This is a genomic window from Pseudomonas sp. MYb185 (genome assembly GCF_002979975.1).
GTDB lineage: Bacteria > Pseudomonadota > Gammaproteobacteria > Pseudomonadales > Pseudomonadaceae > Halopseudomonas.
This window is the reverse complement of record NZ_PCQD01000002.1, coordinates 135,750-155,837: the sequence shown is the minus strand read 5'-3', so window position 1 is coordinate 155,837 and position 20,088 is coordinate 135,750. Positions and strand designations below refer to the sequence as shown.

Below are 20,088 nucleotides of genomic sequence, written 5' to 3'. Positions count from 1 at the left end.
GTTCTGACGTGCGTTACTGCTCCCTCGGAAGTGGCAGTCGGGGCAATGCCACGCTGATCGAATACCAGCGTACCCGACTGCTGGTGGATTGCGGTTTCAGCCTGCGCACCACCGAGCAGCGGTTGGCGCTGGCCGGGCTGAACCCGCACCAGTTGACCGCGATACTGGTCACCCATGAGCACTCGGACCATATCAAGGGCGTGGAGCGACTGGCGCAGCGCTATGGTCTGCCGGTGTACATGACCGCGGGCACTTACCATGCCCTGGGTGATACCGGGCTGCCGGTGCAACTGATCCGCTTCGGTGAGGACCTGGTCATCGGTGATATCCGGGTTACCCCGGTGCCGGTGCCGCACGATGCCCGTGAGCCCTGCCAGTTCATCTTCGACAGTGGTGATCACCGCCTGGGTGTGCTGACCGATACCGGCACCATCACCCCGTTGATCGTGGAAATGTACAGCGGCCTGGATGCGCTTTTTCTGGAAGCCAACTATGATCCGCAGATGCTCGCCAGCGGGCCTTATCCGCGCTTTCTGCAGGCCCGGGTAGGGGGCAGTCTCGGGCATCTGAGCAACCAGCAGGCGGCGGGGCTGCTCGAGGCGATCGACATCAGCACGTTGCGCCATGTCGCCATTGCGCATATCAGTGAAAAGAACAACAGGCCGGAACTGGCCCTTGCCGAGCTGTCCAGAGTGCTGGATGGCTGGTCGGGCGAGTTGCGGCTGGCAGTACAGAACCAGGGGCTGCCCTGGCAAGACATAACGGGTGTCACCACCCATCCTCAATTCGCCTGCATCGGGAGCCGATAATGGAAAAACGCACTGAACTCTATCGCGGCAAGGCCAAATCGGTTTACACCACCGATGATCCAGACCGTCTGGTCCTGCTGTTCCGCAACGACACTTCCGCCTTCGATGGCAAGAAGATCGAACAGCTGGAACGCAAGGGCATGGTCAACAACCGCTTCAATGCCTTCATCATGCAGAAGCTGGAAGCGGCCGGCATCCCGACCCAGTTTGACCAGTTGCTGTCCGACACCGAATGCCTGGTCAAGAAGCTGGACATGGTTCCGGTCGAATGCGTGGTGCGTAACTATGCCGCCGGTAGCCTGGTCAAGCGTCTGGGCATCGAGGAAGGCAAGGAGCTGCTGCCGCCGACCTTCGAGCTGTTCCTCAAGGACGATGCCAAGGGCGACCCCTTCATCAACGAATCCCATGTGGTCACCTTCGGTTGGGCCACTGCCGAACAACTGCAACGCATGCGCGAACTGACCCTGCAGGTCAATGACATTCTCAAGCAGCTGTTCGACGATGCCGGCCTGCTGCTGGTGGACTTCAAGCTGGAATTTGGCCTGTTCAACGGTGAAGTGGTCCTCGGTGATGAATTCAGCCCCGACGGTTGCCGCCTGTGGGACAAGGAAACCCGCAAGAAGATGGACAAGGACCGCTTCCGCCAAGGCCTGGGCGGTGTTATCGAAGCCTACGAGGAAGTGGCGCAAAGACTGGGTGTGCCCCTGTCTTAACGCTTTATCGGCCGCAGCGAAGCTGCTATCATGCGCGCCGACTTGGAGAGTTGCCGGAGTGGTCGAACGGGACGGATTCGAAATCCGTTGTACCCGCAAGGGTACCCAGGGTTCGAATCCCTGGCTCTCCGCCATATAAAACACTAAGGCCCTGTTTTACAGGGCTTTTTTGTTCCTTCTGTTTGCGGTAGACACTGTGGTAGACACCTTTGCAGGTGACTGGCGCTATTTGATAGGCGGGAAACTCCTTGCAGCGCACGCTGGCCGGCTCCCCACGCATGACCATACATAAATCATGGCTCGCGTGGCGATCAGAAAAATCGCCCTAGCGCCGATACTGGTCAAGAAACTCAGGGCGGGCGGTGACTCTGACCTTGGCGTGATCTTGGGGGCACGGCGCCTCCAGACTTTCGGGATACCTTTCCCCCCCAAATACTCGTTTGCCATAGTACAAACCGGTGTTTGACCTCTACACGCGTATACGATGCTTACCCAGCCTGTCGGCATAAAGAAACAACAACCAGTCGCCGGGCAGGGTTTTGGTGCTGGCGCTTTGGTATGCTCTGCACTTCATAAAAGATCGAAGGGGGCAGAGGTGAGCAAGACATACAGAATAGTAGGCTGGGTATTTGGGGTGCTAATGACCTCCTTGGCGATCGGCTCCATGTTTAATGGAACGGCGACTTCTACGCTCATGCTGGTGCTCGCTACCGCTTTATTGCTTCCGCCCGTCAGGTCTGCAGCTTTTGAGCGCACGAATATAAAGATCCCTGGGGTGGCAAGGTTTTTTCTGGTGTTTGCACTGTTTGCATGGGCCACAAGCTTTATTCCCGAGCCTGGTGAGCGCGGCGCTTCTGTTGCGAGTGAGACAGAGGTGCGCCAGGCCGAGGAGGTTAAGGGAAGCGAGAAGGCCGGGAGCGAGCCTGTCACTCCGCCTGCACCCACTGCCCCACTAAAAGCGCCCAAGCAAGAACGCGAGGCTTCGACAAGCCTTCAAGAGATAAAAATAAACAGACTGGCCCGAGAGAAGATCAAAGGCATAATCAAAGACCCCAACTCTGCTCAGTTTAGAAATCAGCGGGGAGGCTGTGGCGAAGTCAATGCAAAGAATTCATTCGGGGCATATGTAGGATTCAAGAGGTTTATGGTGTCTGGTGGCGACATGGTTTTTATTGATGGAGACCCAGACCTGGCGGCCGGGGCTTTTGATGAGGCGTGGAGCATGCTTTGCGGCCCCAGTGGAGAGCTTGCAAATGTAGCTAGGAAGTAGCGGCGGATAATAGAAGTCCAAAAACCCGCTTCGGGTTTTGCATTGTGGGACCGGGTTTTGATGCTGGCGTTTTGGTATGCTCAAGTCTTTTTAGGAGGGTAGACATGTATCGCTTCTTGGTTTTGTGCGGCGTACTCGCGGTGGCTTATGGTTGCGCCCCAAGCAAGTACCAACTGCAAATGCAGCAAATAGCGGCTGAGAAGCAGGCGTGCGTTAACAGTCAGCCGCCTACAGTAAGCGTTCTGGATGAGCGCGGGTCTGTGCGCATGGAAGACTTCGGCGGCAGTTGTCTACCGATTGAACGCGGCAGGTATCGAGAAATGGATTATAGGATTGATCACTCTTCTGGCCGGGCTGAGTTCTCTGGCGGCCCCGATGGTTCGATGTGGACTGTGATATGTCGTGAGGACAAAGTGACTGACGACAGGATCGCCCGGATTGTGAAGGGTAACCTGTCCGTGAGTCGGATGGGGGATATGGAGCTGGTCGGTGTCATGGGCGAGACATATCCTGGTCACCCCGAGACCGTAAGAGTTGATTCACACCCAGCCCAAAACGTATCGGCAGGTAAAGCGGCTAGTGCTGAAATTATCAGCCAGCTCCGGCATGGCCGGGAGTTCATTACCAGATACGTAGAGTGGCCTTCGGGCGTGGCTAGAGACGCCACTTATAGTGCCTTTGGCTTCGATGTTGCTTATCAATACTCAAAACGCTGCGTGCCATAACACCTAATTAACTTATTTGAACCCGCTCCCGCGTTTTTTGCCTGGAGTAAAGCATGTCCCGTAAATCCCTGGCGCGTTGAGGCGGCGGAGCTAGTTTTGCTGGGGTGTGCTTCCGGGGCGGGTCTGTCTCATGCTTATACGTCAGCACCTGTAGCACTTCAGCGTCGCTCTCCGGGCCACCAATATGGATAACTGCTCCTACTTTGCCGGTCATAGCGTTCACCAGTTCTATGCGGGTGATACGCTGGCCCCCGCTGGTCGATGCCTGCTCCAGTGTTATCAGCCGTTGCTTGATTCGCTTCATGGCTCCATTACTCCAAAGGCAACTAGCAGCCCTTCCAGTGACTCCGGTGGTACGCGGTTCATGTAATCGCTGCTATCTTCACCGGGACTTGCTCATGGATCGCCTCCAGCTCCTCAATACGCTGCTCAAGCTCGGTTGCCTCAACGATCTTGCACATGTCCGCCAGCGTGGATAGCAGCTCCCTGGCTTGATCTGTTGTCAGCTCTCCAGCACCAGCCATTCACATGATTGCGCGGGCCACTTCGCCGGGGCTGCCGTCTAGGGCTTCCGATAGCTCCACCGGCTCGTTGGTCGGCTTCAGCTTCGGGTATAGGCGGTCGCCAATCATGGCGGCGGCTTGCAAGTCTCCATCAGCGGCCTGCTGTGCGACGGCTTCCCAGAATCCCAGTTCCCCATCAGGGTACGCCTGTTGCAGCGCCTCACGGGCCAGCGTGCGACGGTTGCGGCTACCCTTCGGGCGGCCTCGGCTGGGTTTTTTTATCCTCGTCCGGCTTACGCCTGCAGCACAGACATAGGAACGCCATCGCCGAGCTCTTCTCTGGCGCATCTCTCTGCGACAGTCATTCACCCACTATCGAAAGATGAACCCAAACGGCATTCATGGGCTCGAATAATGAACAGCTGGGCCGCAGGCCCGGCAATGTTTATATTGAGCGGGCATCTCCACGGGGAATTGGACGGACACTATGCTGAGAACGAAGCTGCCAGGGTTTGTTACGTTGTTATTGGCTCTGTTGTTCATGCCGGTTGCTGCGGTATCCGCACAGACTGTCGACCAGACAGAGTTGAGCCCGACGCAGGCGCGGCAAGTGCTCGATACACTGCAGGACGATGAGCGGCGGGACGAGGTGGTACGGGCACTGGAGGCCATTGCCAGTGAGGTACCGGACGACACCCCCCAACCGGTCGAGCCTGCTGATGATGAAACATCCGCAGTGGAAGAGGAGTCGCCGTTAAGCACCATAGTGCCCCTGGAGGCCGGCGGCCTGGTCGCCCGCACCTTGGATCAGGTCGGCGACTGGGCTGATGGGCTGCGTGCGCAACTGGTGCGGATTGCCCAGGCGGCGGGCGAGCTACCCTATTGGTTCCAGACCACCTTTCTCAATGAAGTGGGCCGCATGCTGTTGCTGCAGACGCTGATCGATCTGGCCATCGTCTTTGGTGCCGGGTTGTGTCTGGAATGGCTGCTGCGCCGTCTGCTGCGCAAATCCGTGATCAGTCTGATGACCAGTGCCAACCAGGCGGAATCGCGAGTGCCGGCACCAGCTGTCGTTGCTCCAGCGCCGGTTCCGGAAGCCATCGACCCCGCGGCCCAGGCTGCGCTGCGGCCGCTCGACAGCAACACTGCGCTGGTCCAGACCCAGCGCGACGGTGTTGAGTATGTGGAAGAGGTGCAGGTCGGAGCCCATGATTCCGGCGCGGATTCAGCGCCCGACGCTGAGGAATGGCTCGATCCAGCTGCGGCACGTACCGCATCACCGGTCCCGCCCCCGGCTGCCGCAGCCCCGGTCGAATCCGAATTGAAGGCATTGCGTCGACTGCCCTTTGCCCTGGCCAGCTTCGTGCTGGACCTGTTGCCGCTGGGGCTGTTCTTCGGCATTGCGGCTCTGGTCCTGCAACTGCTGCCGGGGCTGGATGCGCGCACCCACCTGGTTACCCGCGAATTCATCTACGCCTATGTAATCACCCGTGTGGTCATGGCCGTGGTACGTCTGCTGTTGTCGCCAGCCGATGCCAGCCTGCGTATCGTCCAGGTGGGTGATGTCGGTGCAGAGCAGATACACCGATGGACACGCCGACTGGTCATCCTCGCCACCTTTGGTGTGGCGATTGGTAATGCACTCGGCATTCTTGGCACCGATCCAGCCGCCCAACTGGTGATCGTCAAGACCACATCCTTATTGGTTCACTTGAATCTGATCTTCCTGGTATTCCGTTTTCGCCAGCCAGTGGCGCTGTGGATTGCCGGTCCGCCCACCCGTCACGGCGCAGTGCACGCGCTGAGGCATTGGCTGGCCGGTGTCTGGCCGCTGCTGATGGCGGTTTTGATCATGGGCGTCTGGGTAGTCTGGGCGCTGCGCATCGAGGATGGATTTACCAGACTGCTCGAATTCATCGGCATTTCCGCAGCCATCATCGTGCTGGGTCGTTTGGCTGCGGTACTGGCACTGGGTGCCCTCGGCCGCCTGGCTGGCATTACCGAGGACCAGGATGAACGCAGGCCGGCCAGCCATGCCAACCTGCGTAGCCAGCTTGTCGAACAGTACTATCCGCTGCTGCGCTGGCTGGTCTCGCTGGTGATTACCGTAGCAACGGTAGTGGCACTGCTCGAGGCCTGGGGGCTGAATGCACTGCAATGGTTCGCGCCCGGGACCTTTGGCAGCAGCCTGGCCTCCGCCTTCGTCACCATCGTCATCGCCGTGGCGATCGCGCTGGTGGTCTGGCAAGTGGCGAACTCCTCCATCGAACGGCGCATTACCCGCTGGCGCGAGCAGGGCGATATGTTGCGTGCCGCGCGGCTCAATACGCTGCTGCCGATGCTCCGCGCAGGTCTGCTTCTGGTGATCGCCCTGATCGTCGGCCTGACCACGCTGAACCAGATCGGCGTCAACACCACACCCCTGATCGCCGGCGCCAGTATCATCGGCGTCGCCGTCGGCTTCGGTTCGCAGAAGCTGGTACAGGATTTCATTACCGGGATCTTCCTGCTGATGGAGAATGCCATGCAGGTCGGCGACTCGGTGACGGTGGCAGGCGTGTCGGGCACCGTGGAGAACCTGTCGATCCGTACCGTGCGCCTGCGCGCCGGCGATGGTTCCCTGCATATCGTACCGTTCAGCTCGGTGACCACGGTCAACAATGCCCATCGGGGCCTCGGCAACGCCGCTGTGCGCATCAGTGTCGCCTATAACACCGACATCAATCAGGCCATCAGCGAACTCCGGGCCATTGGCGCAGAGCTGCGCAAGGACCCGGCTTTCTCAGCGAATATTCTGGCGGATATGGAAATCTGGGGAGTGGATGCGGTGGATGGCTCCATGGTCACCCTGGCCGGTCAGATGCGCTGTATCGACAAGGGCCGCTGGGGCGTGCAGCGGGAGATCAACCGGCGTATGCTGGAACGCTTCCGGCAGTTGGGTATCGTTATTGCCGATCCGCGTGAACGGCCGTTGATGCCGGTATCTCAGGCGGCCAGCCCGTCATCGGGTGATAGCTGAATAACCGGCGCGCTTGTCGCGCCGGGTGGCCGGAGACACTGACTTCGCCCCCGTCTTTTCACCGTCCGAATGGCACTTTGTCACCCTCGCACCGTCATCCACGGCCTGCACCGAAAATGACGATGTGATGCGAGGCACCGTTCCGGTTTGACCTTCTTCATTGCCTGGCGGGCGCACCAAAATAGGCTCCCTGGGCCGCCGGGTTGCCCTGTCGTGGTTCAATCGGGTGGTGCTGCACTGCACCACCATGCCCGCGGTCGTTATCGCTGCAGAGCGTCAAGCCCGGTAGTTGGTGGTGCCTGGTTGATTTGATCTCATACCTGGCACGCCGTTTGCTCTATCCCTGCTATTGGTCAGCTGGACTATCAAGGGGAAGAGTATGAGCGGTAACGTCACATCGATCCGCAGCGCAACACTGGTGGTGATCGGCAATGGTATGGTCGGTCATCACTGTGTCGAGCAACTGATTGAGCTGGGCGCTCTGTCTCGCTATGAGATCCACGTGTTTGGCGAGGAGCGCCAGCGGGCCTATGACCGTGTGCACCTGTCCGAGTATTTTTCCGGTCGTGATGCCGAGTCGCTGGCGCTGGGCTCCGCTGCGCTGTATGAACAGTCGGGATTGCATCTGCACCTGGGCACGCCGGTGCTGCAGATCGACCGCGAACGCAAGGAAGTGGTTACCGCCGAGGGCCGCACCCGCTACGACCAGTTGGTTCTGGCTACCGGCTCCTTTCCCTTCGTACCACCGATTGCCGGTGCCGAAGGCACGGCGCGGCTGGTCTACCGCACCCTCGAGGATCTGGATGCCATCCGCCAGGCCGCCGAGGGCGCGCGCTGCGGGGTGGTGGTCGGCGGTGGGTTGCTCGGCCTGGAGGCGGCCAATGCGCTGAAGTCCCTCGGACTGCAGGCGCATGTGGTGGAGTTCGCCCCACGCCTGATGCCGGTACAACTGGATGACCAGGGCGGCGCTGCGTTGCGTGCGCAGATCGAGGCGCTGGGGGTGGGGGTGCATCTGTCCCGTGCGACCACGGCGATCACGCCCGGTGAGAGCTGCCGCTGGCGCATGCAGTTCGCCGATGGCGAGCATCTGGAAACCGACCTGGTGGTGTTCTCGGCCGGGATTCGTCCGCAGGATGTGCTGGCGCGGGAGGCCGGCCTGGACATTGCCGAGCGGGGTGGGGTGGTGGTGGACAATCACTGCCGCAGCAGCGATGAGGATATCTACGCCATCGGCGAATGTGCCAGCTGGAATGGCAGCATCTTCGGCCTGGTGGCGCCGGGTTATCGCATGGCACGCAGCGTCGCCGCGCAGTTGGTCGGGCAGTCGTTCGAGAGCTTCACCGGTGCCGACATGTCCACCAAGCTCAAGTTGCTGGGGGTGGATGTCGGTTCCATCGGGGATGCCCAGGGTGCCACGCCGGGCTCGCGCAGCTACCGCTTCATCGACGAGCTGAACGCCAGCTACCGGCGGCTGGTGGTGTCGGCGGACGGCAAGCATGTGCTGGGCGCGGTGCTGGTCGGTGACAACAGCTACTACGATACGCTGTTGCAGTACGCACAGAACGGTATCCGGCTGCCGCAGGACCCATCGAGCCTGATTCTGCCGCAGTCCGACGGCACGCCGGCACTGGGTGCCGAGGCGCTGCCGGACGCGGCGATCATCTGTTCCTGCCATAACGTCAGCAAGGGGGCGGTGTGCTGTCAGGTCGCGGACGGGGTGACCGAACTGGGGGCCTTGAAGGCGATCACCCGGGCCGGTACCGGCTGCGGTGGGTGCAGCGCATTGCTCAAGCAGGTATTCGAGCATGAGCTTGGCGCCCGCGGCATCGCCGTGGACAAGAGCCTGTGCGAACACTTTGCCCATACCCGCCAGGAGTTGTATGGCATTGTCCGGGTCGAGGGCATCACCCGCTTCGAGGATCTGCTGGCCCGGCATGGCCGGGGCAGCATCGGCTGCGATATCTGCAAGCCGGCGGTGGGCTCGATCCTGGCCTCCTGCTGGAACGAGCCGGTCATGGCCCCGTCGCTGGTGCCGCTACAGGATACCAACGATACCTTCATGGCCAACATGCAGAAGAACGGCACCTATTCGGTGGTGCCGCGCATCGCTGGCGGCGAGATCACCCCCGAGAAGCTGATCGTGCTGGGTGAGGTGGCGCGCAAGTACGACCTGTACACCAAGATCACTGGTGGCCAGCGCATCGACCTGTTCGGCGCCCAGTTGCATGAACTGCCGGCGATCTGGGGTGAACTGATCGCCGCTGGTTTCGAAACCGGCCACGCCTACGGCAAATCCCTGCGCACGGTGAAGTCCTGCGTCGGCAGCACCTGGTGCCGCTACGGCGTACAGGACAGTGTGGGCATGGCCCTGAGCCTGGAGAACCGCTACAAGGGACTGCGCGCCCCGCACAAGATCAAGTTCGGCGTCTCCGGCTGCACCCGTGAATGTGCCGAGGCGCAGAGCAAGGACATCGGCGTGATCGCCACCGACAAGGGCTGGAACCTGTATGTGGCCGGTAACGGTGGCATGCGCCCGCGTCACGCCGAGCTGTTCGCTACCGACCTGGATGACCAGACCCTGGTGCGCTACATCGACCGCTTCCTGATGTTCTACGTGCGCACCGCCGACCGCCTGCAGCGCACCTCGGTATGGCGGGAAAGCCTCGACGGCGGGCTCGACTACCTGCGTCAGGTGATCATCGACGACAGTCTGGGGCTGGCAGCAGAGCTGGAAGCCCAGATGCAACTGGTGGTCGACCGCTATGAATGCGAATGGGCCAACGCCATCCAGGACCCGGAAAAACTCAAGCGTTTTCGCACCTTCGTCAATAGCGCAGGTGCAGATCCCGATATCCGCTTTGTCACCGAGCGCGGTCAACGTCGCCCGGCGAACGATGCTGAACTGACACTGATTCCCGTCACCGAGGAGGTACTCTGATGAGCCAGGCCAATGCCGTCACCGTTACATCGAACCCCGCCGCCAGTTGGCAGCCGTTGTGCCGCCGCCAGGACCTGGTGGCCAACTCCGGCGTCGTTGCCTGGTTTGCCGGGGCTCAGATAGCGCTTTTCCACCTGCCCCAGGCGCAAGGTGGCGAGCAGGTATACGCGATCCATAATCGTGATCCGCAGTCCGGCGCCAACGTGATCGGCAGGGGTATTGTCGGTCAGCTCAACGGGGCGGTGGTGGTTGCCTCACCTCTCTACAAGCAGCACTTCCGGCTGGAGGACGGACACTGTCTGGAGCAGCCGGAGCAGTCACTCAAGGTCTGGCCTGCCCGTATCAAGGGTGACCAGGTAGAGATTCTCGCAGTCGGCACCAACGCCGCAGCCAACTGATCCCCCAACAAGGAAAGCATCCATGTCCTATCTTGTACCGGCCGAGTTTGTCTCAAAAATGGTGGACGCTGGCGAGTCCAAGCTGTTCATGTCCACCCGGGATACCTTGATCAGGGCCTTCATGGCCGGGGCGATCCTGGCTTTGGCGGCGGTGTTCGCCATCACCGTGACCATACAGACCGGCTCTCCCTTGCTGGGTGCGGTAATGTTCCCGGTCGGGTTCATCATGTTGTATCTCATGGGCTTCGATCTGTTGACCGGGGTCTTCATGCTGACGCCGCTGGCCTTGCTCGATCGGCGCCCAGGAGTGACTCCGGCAACGATCCTGCGTAATTGGGGCTGGGTGTTCCTCGGCAACTTTGCCGGCGCGCTGACCGTCGCTTTCATGATGGCCTTCGTCTTTACCTATGGCTTTTCCATCGATGCGGGTGAGGTGGGCGAGAAGATCTCACATATCGGTGAGAGCCGCACCCTGGGCTATGCCGAATACGGCGCGGCCGGCTGGGCGACCATCTTCCTGCGGGGCATGCTGTGCAACTGGATGGTCTCGATGGGGGTAGTGGGCGCGATGATCTCCACCACCGTTGGTGGCAAGGCGATTGCCATGTGGATGCCGATCATGCTGTTCTTCTACATGGGGTTCGAGCATTCGGTGGTGAACATGTTCCTGTTTCCCTTCGGCATGATCATGGGCGGTGATTTCTCGGTAATGGACTACATGATCTGGAACGAGATCCCCACCGCACTGGGCAACCTGGTGGGTGGATTGGCATTCACCGGGCTGACCCTGTATACCACGCACATCAAGACCGCGCCCAAGCGGGCCCAGTTGCGCCAGCCGGCATGAAGCTGCGCCAGGCCCGGGCGGATTCCGCCCGGGCATCATTGCAAGGACGTCTGGGTATCGCCCTCGGCCAGGCTTCGGAGCGGGGGCGCAAGGAGCTCAATCAGGACTTCCATGGCGCCTGTATTCCGCGGGAGCCCCAACTGGGTTCAAAGGGGATCGTGGTCGCACTGGCCGACGGCATCAGCACCAGTGCCGTCAGTCATATCGCCAGCCAGACCGCGGTGGCTGGCTTCCTGGCGGACTACTACTGTACGCCGGACGCCTGGTCGGTACGCAAGTCGGCCCAGCGGGTACTGGCGGCGACCAACTCCTGGCTGTACTCCCAGACGCGCCAGAGCGAATACCGCTATGACAGTGATCGCGGTTATGTCTGCACCTTCAGCGCGCTGATCATCAAGTCCGCGACGGCCTATCTGTTTCATGTGGGCGACTCACGGATCTATCGTCTGCGCGGGAGGGATCTGGAACAGCTGACTACCGATCACCGGCTGCGGGTGTCAGCGGATATCAGCTATCTGGCCCGGGCCCTGGGCATCGGCCCGCATCTGGAGATCGATCATCTCTCGCTTGGCATCGAGCAGGACGACATCTTCATCCTTGCCACTGACGGGGTGCATGAATTCATCGACGCCCTGACGCTCCGCTCCCTGCTTGCCGAGCAGGCTGACGATCTGGATGGTGCTGCGCAGCGGATCGTTGAACACGCCCTGCAGCAGGGCAGCGCTGACAACCTGACCGTACAGCTGGTGCGCGTGGACGATCTGCCAGCACCCACGGCGGGCGAGTTCAGCCAGCATCTCGCCGACCTGCCGCCGGCGCCGCTACTGGAAAGTCGCACGGTGTTCGAAGGTTACACCATAGAGCGCGAGCTGCATGCCAGCAGTCGCAGCCATGTATATCTGGCCACGGACAACGACACTGGCGAGTCCCTGGTGTTGAAAGTGCCATCCATCGACCTGCGGGGGGATCGTGCCTACCTCGAGCGGCTGATGCTGGAGGAGTGGGTCGCCCGGCGGATTGACAGTCCGCATGTGCTCAAGGCCGCCGCGCAGAGGCGCCCGCGGCGGCATCTCTATACCGTCAGCGAATTCGTCGAGGGCCAGACGCTACAGCAGTGGATGCTCGATCATCCCAGGCCGGACCTGCAGACCGTGCGCGATATCGTCGAGCAGATCGCCAAGGGGTTGAGGGCATTCCATCGGCTCGACATGCTGCACCAGGATCTGCGGCCACAGAACATCATGATCGATCGTGTCGGCACGGTCCGGATCATCGATTTCGGCTCCGTCTACGTGGCCGGGCTCGATGAAATGGAACTCGATGACAGCGCAGCCCCCTTGCTGGGTACGTTGCAATACTCGGCACCGGAGTATTTTCTCGGTTACCCAGGCAGCTCCCGTTCGGACCTGTTCGCGCTGGGAGTGATGACCTACCAGATGCTCACCGGCAGGCTTCCCTACGGCACCGATGTGGCCAAGGCCACTACCCGCGCAGCGCAATTGCGGTTGAAGTACCGCAGTGTGACCAGTTGCCGCCAGGATCTCCCGGTGTGGCTGGATGAGGTGCTGAAGAAGGCGCTGCAGCCCGACCCGAACAAACGTTACGCCGCGCTTTCGGAGTTCACCTTCGCGCTTTGCCAACCCAGCAGCAGGAACCTGGTGGGGCAGGGTGTGCCGCTGCTGGAGCGCAATCCGGTGGCGGTCTGGCAGGGTATCTCGTTACTGCTGGCGGTGGCGCTGGTGATAGTGCTCCTGGGGACTGGAGCAGGCTAGGGTCCGCCGTCCCCGGCTGGCAGCATCGCCCAGTGTCATTTTTCCGTCGTCAAACCTTCACCGGACAGTCGCCTCCCTTTCATCTGCGGACTCCATCCTCTACCGATCATAACCATAGCCTGTAGAGGGAAGTACGGATGTCTGATGAAATTCGCAACAACATCACCATCGTTGACAATGGTAACGGTGACGAGCCGCAACTCAGCTACACGGACAACAAACCCTTTGCCCGCGTACTGGAAGCCCGGCTCGCTCGGCGTACCCTGCTCAAGGGCAGTGCCGGCGCGACCGCCCTCGGGTTCATGAGCCTGGGTCTGGCCGGGTGCCTGAGCAACTCCAGCAGCCGCGATGATGACGATGCACCAGGCAATGGTGGTGGCGAGACCGGACCGCTGATCGGTTTCACCGCGGTGCCGACCAGCGAGTCGGATGAGATCGTGGTGCCGGAAGGGTACAGCTATCAGGTGATTCTACCCTGGGGCACGCCGATCACCGGCGAGTATCCGGCCTTCGACCTGGCGAATACCGGCGCCGAGCAGGGCATGCAGGTGGGTTCGCACCATGACGGCATGCACTTCTTCCCGATCGAGGGCGAAGAGCCTTTCGAGGGCAGCTCCGATGAAGGTCTGCTGGTGATGAACCACGAATACGTCGAGCCGCGCTTCATGCACCTCGATCACATTGGCGTGGCGCTGGGTAGTGGTGCGGTGGTCATGCGCGGTGATGGCACGCGCGACCGTGATCAGGCGCTCAAGGAACTGAATGCCCACGGCGTCTCGGTGGTACACGTGAAAAAGCGTGGGGACAACCGCTGGGAGCTGGTGCAGAGCGATTACAACCGCCGAGTTACCGGCCTGACACCGATGGAACTGCATGGTCCGGTGCGCGGCAGCAATCTGGTCAAGACCAAATACAGCCCAGAGGGCCATGCCACCCGCGGCACGCTGAACAACTGCGCCATGGGTGTGACGCCATGGAATACCTACATGGCCGCCGAGGAGAACTGGGCCGGCTATTTCGGCAACAGGGACAATCCGCTGCCCCGCGAGCATGCGCGCTATGGTATCGGTGCGCAGGACAGCCGCTACCGCTGGGCGCTGGCCAATGGTGGTGGCGAGGAGTTCACCCGCTTCGATGCCACCAGCACTGGCGCCAGCGCCACCGAAGACTACCGCAACGAACCGAACTGCTTCGGCTGGATGGTGGAAATCGACCCCTTCGATCCGACCAGCACACCGAAGAAGCGCACCAGCCTGGGCCGCTTCGGCCACGAGGGCGTGGTCTTCGGTCCGGCAATCGAAGGTCAGCCGGTGGTCTGCTACTCCGGCGATGACTCTGCCAACGAGTTCATCTACAAGTTCGTCAGCGAGCAGCCGTTCGTGAAAGGCTCCACCGATGGTTCGATCCTGGATACCGGCATCCTGTATGTCGCCAAGTTCAACGACAACGGCACCGGGGAATGGCTGCCGCTGGTCTATGGCCAGAATGGTCTGGATGCTGCCAATGGCTTCGCCGATCAGGCCGACGTGCTGGTCAATACCCGCCTCGCCGCTGGCATCATGGGCGGCACGCCGATGGATCGCCCGGAGTGGGGTGCGGTGGACCCGAACAACGGTGATGTCTATTTCACCCTGACCAACAACAGCGGGCGCTCCACCGAAATCGGTGCCAACCCCCGTATCAATAACCAGCATGGCCATATCATCCGCTGGCAGGAGGCCAATGGTGAGCATGCCTCAACCACGTTCGAGTGGGATATCTTCCTGTTCGGTGGTGATGATGGCATCAGTGGCCAGGCCAATCTCAAGGGCAGGATCCCGGGTGAGGCGGCGGATGGTTCCGAGGATGTCGCGTTGACCGCTGACAACCTGCTCAGCTCGCCGGATGGCTTGTGGATCGACAAGGACAGCCGGGTCTGGATCCAGACCGATATCGGTGAAGGCAGCCAGAACACCGGCGTGTTCGAGGTCTTCGGCAACAACGCCATGCTCTGTGCCGATCCCGCCACCGGCGAACTGCGTCGCTTCCTGACCGGCCCCATTGGCCAGGAAATCACCGGTGTGATTACCACGCCTGACCAGAAGACCATGTTCATCAACGTGCAGCACCCTGGCGCCACCACCACGCCGGCGGAGTGGGGTACCGACCGCCGCTACGTGCGCAGCAGCTGGCCGGACCGCAATCCGGTGCGGGTGCCGCCGCGCTCGGCCACTGTGGTGATCTGGAAAGACGATGGCGGTGTGATCGGTAGCTGATCCATCCCGACGATCGGACAGGGTGGCCGCGGTGTATCTCGCCGCGGTCACCCTGACGATTTCTGCGTTATTTCCCTTCTGCAAGTCCGCTGTCAGCCTTGATCCTCCGCCGCCCATGCCGCGTGTGAAACAGCTCTGGATGGGACACTTCTGCGTTTCTGACTCACCCAAACAGGTTATTGAGAGCGGTCTCCATCGACCGGTAGCGTGCTACGCCTCCGTTATTTGAGATTGAGGGGTTGCTGGTGTATGGCAAATTCGTGACAATCGGTCGGCTGAAAGAATATTTCAGGGACATAACAATAAAACTGCAAAGAAAGGTCGGTAGCCTCTGGCGGCTGATCATGTGGCCAGCCGGCCGCGAACTTTGCCAGGAGAATGCATGCCATTGGTAGCCCGTTTCACATTGGATTCTGTGGTCAGGTTTGCAACCTTTGTGTTGGTGGCTATCACTGCTATCTTGCTGGGACGCCTGACCTGGGCGGTGCTGGAGCCCTCGAGCATCCTGCCTGCTGCCGCCAATGCCCCTTCCAGTATCATCCAGTCCGAGCCCGCTGCCGGTGAACGTGGCGGCTTCCAGGAACTGGCTCGTCTTTCCGTGTTCGGCAGCGCTGCGAGCAAGAGCGCCAGTCGTGCGGTACATGTCCCGGAAACCTCGCTGAGCTGGTCGCTCAAGGGTGTACTGTCCGATCCCGACCCGAGTCGCAGCGCGGCCATTCTGCTACCGCGTGGACAATCGGAAAAACTGTATCGCGTGGGTGCCTCCCTGCCGGGTGATGTCACGCTGCAGGAGGTGCTGTCTGACCGGGTCATCCTCAATCGCGGTGGCCGCCTGGAAACGTTGCGTCTCAAGCGTTACGACAACGCTGCGGCACCGGCCAGTCGCCGCGGTGCGCCGGCCTTGCCCGCGGCGGCCAGCGATGCACTTGATAGTGGTGCCGCGCCGCGTATCGATCGCGATGCCTGGGTCGACAACCCCCAACGTTTTCTCGACGTCATCAGTGCCAATCCGGTAATGCAGGATGGCGCTCTCTATGGGCTGGAAGTCAGTCCGGCACGCAATGCCCGGGAGTTCGAAGCAGCCGGGCTGGTTGCCGGCGACGTGATCACCGAGGTCAACGGCAGTCCGGTATCCGAGATCAACGATTACCGCGACCTGCTGAAGGAGCTTGCCGATGCCAGTTCGGTATCAGTGTCTCTGGAGCGTAACGGAGAACCGATGAACATAACGATTAGCATGGATTGAGACCAGGATGCCTATGATGTTGTTGCCCAAGACCCGTTACGCCCTGCCGCTGGCCCTGACCCTGAGCCTGCTGGGCAGCGCTGTGATGGCCCAGACCCCGGTCGCGCAGGACAGCGGTGAAGAGCTGGTGCTGAATCTGCGCGATGCCGATATCAATGGCCTGATCGAGATCGTCAGCCAGGAGACCGGGATCAACTTCATCGTCGACCCGCGCGTGCGCGGGCAGGTCAATGTGGTTTCCGGTCAGCCGATCAAGCGGGGCGAGTTGTATGACCTGTTTCTCGGCGTGCTGAAATCCTATGGTTTCGCCGCGGTGACCGGTGCCGAGGGCACGGTGCGTATCGTCCCCGAGGTGCAGGCCAAGGAAAACGAAGTGGGCTCGCTGGAGAGCCACAGCCGGGGTGACGAGTTCATCACCCATGTGATCAGTGTGCGCCACCTGGATGCCAGCCAGCTGGTACGTATCCTGCGCCCGCTGGTACCCAAGGGCGGGCATCTGGCGGCGGCTGCCGAATCCAACTCGCTGGTGATTGCCGATACTGCCGCCAACGTGCGCCGTATCGAAGGTCTGATCCAGCGTATCGACCAGGAATCGATGGAAGATTTCGAGGTGATCCCACTGGAGCACGCCTCGGCTCTGGAACTGGTACGCATCACCGAAGGGTTGAACATCGCCAGACCGGAGGAGAACGTTGCCAAGCGCGTGCGGGTGATCGCCGACGAGCGTACCAATGCGCTGGTACTGCTGGGCGATCCGCAGAAGCGCCTGGCCTACCGCGCCATGATCCGCCAACTGGATGTGCCGGGGGATGAGGGCAACACCCAGGTGCACTACCTGCGTTATGCCAAGGCCGAGGACGTGGCCGAAGTGCTGCGCGGCATCGCCGAGGGCCGGGATACGGAAAACGGTGCGGTGGGCAGCAGTTCTTCGAGCAGTACCGGCAGCTCCAGTTCCTACGGTTACGGCAACCGGGAAACGCGGGTGCGGATCCAGGCCCATGAGAGCACCAACTCGGTAGTGATCTATGGTCCGGCGGAGTTGAGCCGGGAAATGGCGCAGATCATCCGGCAACTGGATATCCGTCGGGCGCAGGTGCTGGTCGAGGCGGTCATCGCCGAGGTGTCCTATGACCGGGCCAAGGAACTGGGTGTGCAGTGGGGCTTTGCCAATGAAGGCAAAGGTGTGGGCATCATCAACTTTGCCCGCGGCAGTGGCGGTATTCTCAACCTCGCCGCCGGCATCAACGGCTTTCTCGAAGGGGACATCACCACACCGCCGTCACTGTCCGACGGTGCCACACTGGGTGGTGTCGGTACCATCGGCAGCACCCAGATCGGCCTGCTGATCAACGCCCTGCAGGGCGACAGTTCGAGCAACATCCTGTCCACGCCGAGCCTGCTGACGCTGGATAACGAAGAGGCGGAGATCGTCGTCGGTCAGAACGTGCCGTTCATCGTCGGTCGCTCGGTGGAGAACTCCGGCCAGGCGTTCGACACCATCCAGCGCGAGGACGTGGGTATCAAGCTGCGCATTCGTCCGCAGATCAACGAAGGCAATGCCGTACGTCTGGAGATCGCCCAGGAAGTATCACAGATCGCCCCCGGCGCCAGTGGCGCCGCGGATCTGATCACCAACAAGCGCAGCCTCAATACCCATGTCATGGTCGATGACAATCAGTTGATCGTGCTGGGTGGCCTGATCGACGACCAGATGGTGGAGACCCGGGACAAGGTGCCCTTCCTCGGTGATGTCCCTGGCCTCGGCCGGCTGTTCCGTTATGACACCGCCAGCGTTGAAAAGCGTAACCTGATGGTGTTCCTGCGGCCGGTCATCGTGCGTGATACCGCGGTGGCGGAAAGCCTGACCCACGCCAAATACAGCTATATTCGTGATCAGCAGTTGAAGGAGCAGGGGCGCAATGACAGCCTGTTGCCGCGCCGCGACATGCCGGTGCTGCCCGACTGGAACTACCTGCTGACCTTGCCGCCGCCCTTCGAGAATGCCAGCCAGGACAATCTTGCGGTAAGAAACCCGATTCCTGCGCCACCGGGGGCACGATGACCAGCAGGGAGGTGCCCGTGATCGACAATGACATCAGCACGGTACTGCCCGAGGCAGGGTTGCAGGCCGAAACCGGCTATCGGTTTGCCCGCCGCTTCGGCGTGTTGCCCGACCAGCTGCGTGACAACCAGCTGGATGTATTCGTGCGTGCCGATTGCGATCCCCAGGCGTTATTGGAGCTGCGCCGTCTGGCCGGCCATCCGCTGCGCCCGCAACTGCTGGATGACGACGCCTTTGCCGCCCGCCTGCGTGACCGCTACGAGCGCTCGGCCAACGACGCCATGCAGTTCGTCGAGGGGCTGGGCGAGGATGCCGATCTGATGTCGGTAGCCCAGTCGCTGGCCGAGCCGGAAGACCTGCTCGAATCCCAGGATGAAGCCCCGATCATTCGCCTGATCAACGCGCTGCTGTCCGAAGCGGTCAAGGAGAACGCCTCGGATATCCATATCGAACCCTTCGAGAACCGGCTGTCGATCCGCCTGCGGGTCGATGGTGTACTGCGCGAAGTGCTGGAGCCACCGCGGGCGCTGGCGCCGGTCATCGTCTCGCGGATCAAGGTCATGGCCAAGCTGGACATCGCCGAGAAACGCCTGCCGCAGGATGGGCGTATCGGCCTGCGGCTGGTCGGGCGGGCAGTGGATGTGCGGGTCTCGACGCTGCCGTCCGGGCATGGCGAGCGGGTGGTGCTGCGTCTGCTGGACAAGCAGGCCGGGCGTCTGGAGCTGCGCCAGCTGGGCATGTGTGATGAGCATTACCAGTCCATGGAGCGGGTGATCAGCCGCCCGCATGGCATCGTGCTGGTCACCGGGCCGACCGGCTCGGGCAAGACCACCACGCTGTATTCGGCGCTGATGCGGCTGAACGACCGCAGCCGCAATATCCTCACCGTGGAAGATCCGATCGAGTATTACCTCGATGGCATCGGCCAGACCCAGATCAACACCAAGGTCGACATGACCTTCGCCCGTGGTCTACGCGCCATCCTGCGTCAGGATCCGGATGTGGTGATGGTTGGTGAGATCCGCGACCTGGAAACCGTGCAGATCGCCATCCAGGCGAGTCTGACCGGTCACCTGGTGTTCTCCACCCTGCATACCAACACCGCCATCGGCGCGATTACCCGTCTGCGGGACATGGGCGTCGAGCCGTTCCTGCTGGCCAGCACGCTCAACGGTGTGCTGGCCCAGCGCCTGGTGCGCACCCTGTGTCCGGACTGCCGCAAGGCGCATGTCGCCACGCCCAGCGAATGCCGCCTGCTGGATATCGCACCGGAGCAGGCGCCGACGCTGTACAGCCCGGTCGGCTGCTCGCAGTGCAACGGCAGCGGGTATCGCGGGCGTACCGGTATCTATGAGTTGATCGAGATCGACGACACCCTGCGCGGCCTGATCCATGACGGGGCCAGCGAGCAGGCCATGGTGCGGCATGCGCGGTTGGCGCAGTTGGGTATCCGCCAGGATGGCCTGCGCCGGGTACTGGCCGGGGATACCACGCTGGAAGAAGTCCTGCGTGTGACCAGGGAGGACTGAGC

The 20,088-nt window shown here is 61.4% G+C and carries 13 protein-coding genes and 1 tRNA gene; all 14 read left to right on the top strand.

What is annotated here, in order from left to right; genetic code table 11:
* Positions 1–8: 8 nt before the first annotated feature.
* The 14 genes from CQ007_RS03240 to gspE all read left to right on the top strand — a co-directional run bounded on the left by CQ007_RS03240 (position 9) and on the right by gspE (position 20,086).
* Positions 9–809, top strand: coding sequence for an MBL fold metallo-hydrolase (locus tag CQ007_RS03240; RefSeq protein ID WP_105643485.1), 801 nt, complete (start codon positions 9–11; stop codon positions 807–809).
* Positions 809–1,522: a phosphoribosylaminoimidazolesuccinocarboxamide synthase gene (gene purC, locus CQ007_RS03235; protein WP_105643484.1), complete on the top strand. Its 714-nt coding sequence runs from the start codon at positions 809–811 to the stop codon at positions 1,520–1,522. The genes CQ007_RS03240 and purC overlap by 1 nt, the downstream gene beginning before the upstream one ends.
* A 44-nt stretch (positions 1,523–1,566) precedes the next feature.
* A tRNA-Ser gene (locus tag CQ007_RS03230) sits at positions 1,567–1,656 on the top strand.
* 461 nt (positions 1,657–2,117) lie between these two features.
* Positions 2,118–2,792: a hypothetical protein gene (locus tag CQ007_RS18995; RefSeq protein ID WP_177424265.1), complete on the top strand. Its 675-nt coding sequence runs from the start codon at positions 2,118–2,120 to the stop codon at positions 2,790–2,792.
* Between the two features lie 104 nt (positions 2,793–2,896).
* Positions 2,897–3,517 (top strand): hypothetical protein, encoded by a 621-nt coding sequence (locus tag CQ007_RS03220; RefSeq protein ID WP_105643483.1) that lies wholly within the window; start codon positions 2,897–2,899, stop codon positions 3,515–3,517.
* 1,113 nt (positions 3,518–4,630) lie between these two features.
* Entirely contained in the window at positions 4,631–7,039 is a 2,409-nt protein-coding gene (locus CQ007_RS03210; RefSeq protein WP_256582189.1) for a mechanosensitive ion channel family protein, read from the top strand.
* Between the two features lie 379 nt (positions 7,040–7,418).
* Positions 7,419–9,977: a nitrite reductase large subunit NirB gene (nirB, locus tag CQ007_RS03205; RefSeq protein ID WP_105643481.1), complete on the top strand. Its 2,559-nt coding sequence runs from the start codon at positions 7,419–7,421 to the stop codon at positions 9,975–9,977.
* The gene (nirD, locus tag CQ007_RS03200) at positions 9,977–10,375 is read left to right on the top strand and encodes a nitrite reductase small subunit NirD (RefSeq protein WP_105643480.1); all 399 of its coding nucleotides are present in this window, start codon (positions 9,977–9,979) and stop codon (positions 10,373–10,375) included. The genes nirB and nirD overlap by 1 nt, the downstream gene beginning before the upstream one ends.
* 22 nt (positions 10,376–10,397) lie before the next feature.
* Positions 10,398–11,222: a formate/nitrite transporter family protein gene (locus CQ007_RS03195; protein ID WP_105643479.1), complete on the top strand. Its 825-nt coding sequence runs from the start codon at positions 10,398–10,400 to the stop codon at positions 11,220–11,222.
* A complete protein-coding gene (locus CQ007_RS03190; RefSeq protein WP_105643478.1) occupies positions 11,219–12,994 on the top strand; it encodes a bifunctional protein-serine/threonine kinase/phosphatase in 1,776 nt (591 codons plus the stop codon). Before CQ007_RS03195 ends, CQ007_RS03190 begins: the two co-directional genes overlap by 4 nt.
* 137 nt (positions 12,995–13,131) lie before the next feature.
* Entirely contained in the window at positions 13,132–15,249 is a 2,118-nt protein-coding gene (locus CQ007_RS03185; RefSeq protein ID WP_105643477.1) for a PhoX family phosphatase, read from the top strand.
* Between the two features lie 382 nt (positions 15,250–15,631).
* Positions 15,632–16,495 (top strand): type II secretion system protein GspC, encoded by an 864-nt coding sequence (gene gspC, locus CQ007_RS03180; protein WP_105643476.1) that lies wholly within the window; start codon positions 15,632–15,634, stop codon positions 16,493–16,495.
* A 7-nt stretch (positions 16,496–16,502) separates the two neighbouring features.
* The gene (gspD, locus tag CQ007_RS03175) at positions 16,503–18,557 is read left to right on the top strand and encodes a type II secretion system secretin GspD (RefSeq protein WP_218278820.1); all 2,055 of its coding nucleotides are present in this window, start codon (positions 16,503–16,505) and stop codon (positions 18,555–18,557) included.
* Positions 18,558–18,589: 32 nt separating this feature from the next.
* Entirely contained in the window at positions 18,590–20,086 is a 1,497-nt protein-coding gene (gene gspE / locus CQ007_RS03170; RefSeq protein WP_371919792.1) for a type II secretion system ATPase GspE, read from the top strand.
* Positions 20,087–20,088: the final 2 nt, after the last annotated feature.

Bases quoted from the DNA above. Each gene is read 5' to 3' on its own strand.
- purC (WP_105643484.1), top strand. From the start codon at position 809: ATGGAAAAACGCACTGAACTCTATCGCGGCAAGGCCAAATCGGTTTAC.
- CQ007_RS03220 (WP_105643483.1), top strand. From the start codon at position 2,897: ATGTATCGCTTCTTGGTTTTGTGCGGCGTACTCGCGGTGGCTTATGGT.
- nirB (WP_105643481.1), top strand. From the start codon at position 7,419: ATGAGCGGTAACGTCACATCGATCCGCAGCGCAACACTGGTGGTGATC.
- nirD (WP_105643480.1), top strand. From the start codon at position 9,977: ATGAGCCAGGCCAATGCCGTCACCGTTACATCGAACCCCGCCGCCAGT.
- CQ007_RS03195 (WP_105643479.1), top strand. From the start codon at position 10,398: ATGTCCTATCTTGTACCGGCCGAGTTTGTCTCAAAAATGGTGGACGCT.
- CQ007_RS03190 (WP_105643478.1), top strand. From the start codon at position 11,219: ATGAAGCTGCGCCAGGCCCGGGCGGATTCCGCCCGGGCATCATTGCAA.
- CQ007_RS03185 (WP_105643477.1), top strand. From the start codon at position 13,132: ATGTCTGATGAAATTCGCAACAACATCACCATCGTTGACAATGGTAAC.
- gspC (WP_105643476.1), top strand. From the start codon at position 15,632: ATGCCATTGGTAGCCCGTTTCACATTGGATTCTGTGGTCAGGTTTGCA.
- gspD (WP_218278820.1), top strand. From the start codon at position 16,503: ATGCCTATGATGTTGTTGCCCAAGACCCGTTACGCCCTGCCGCTGGCC.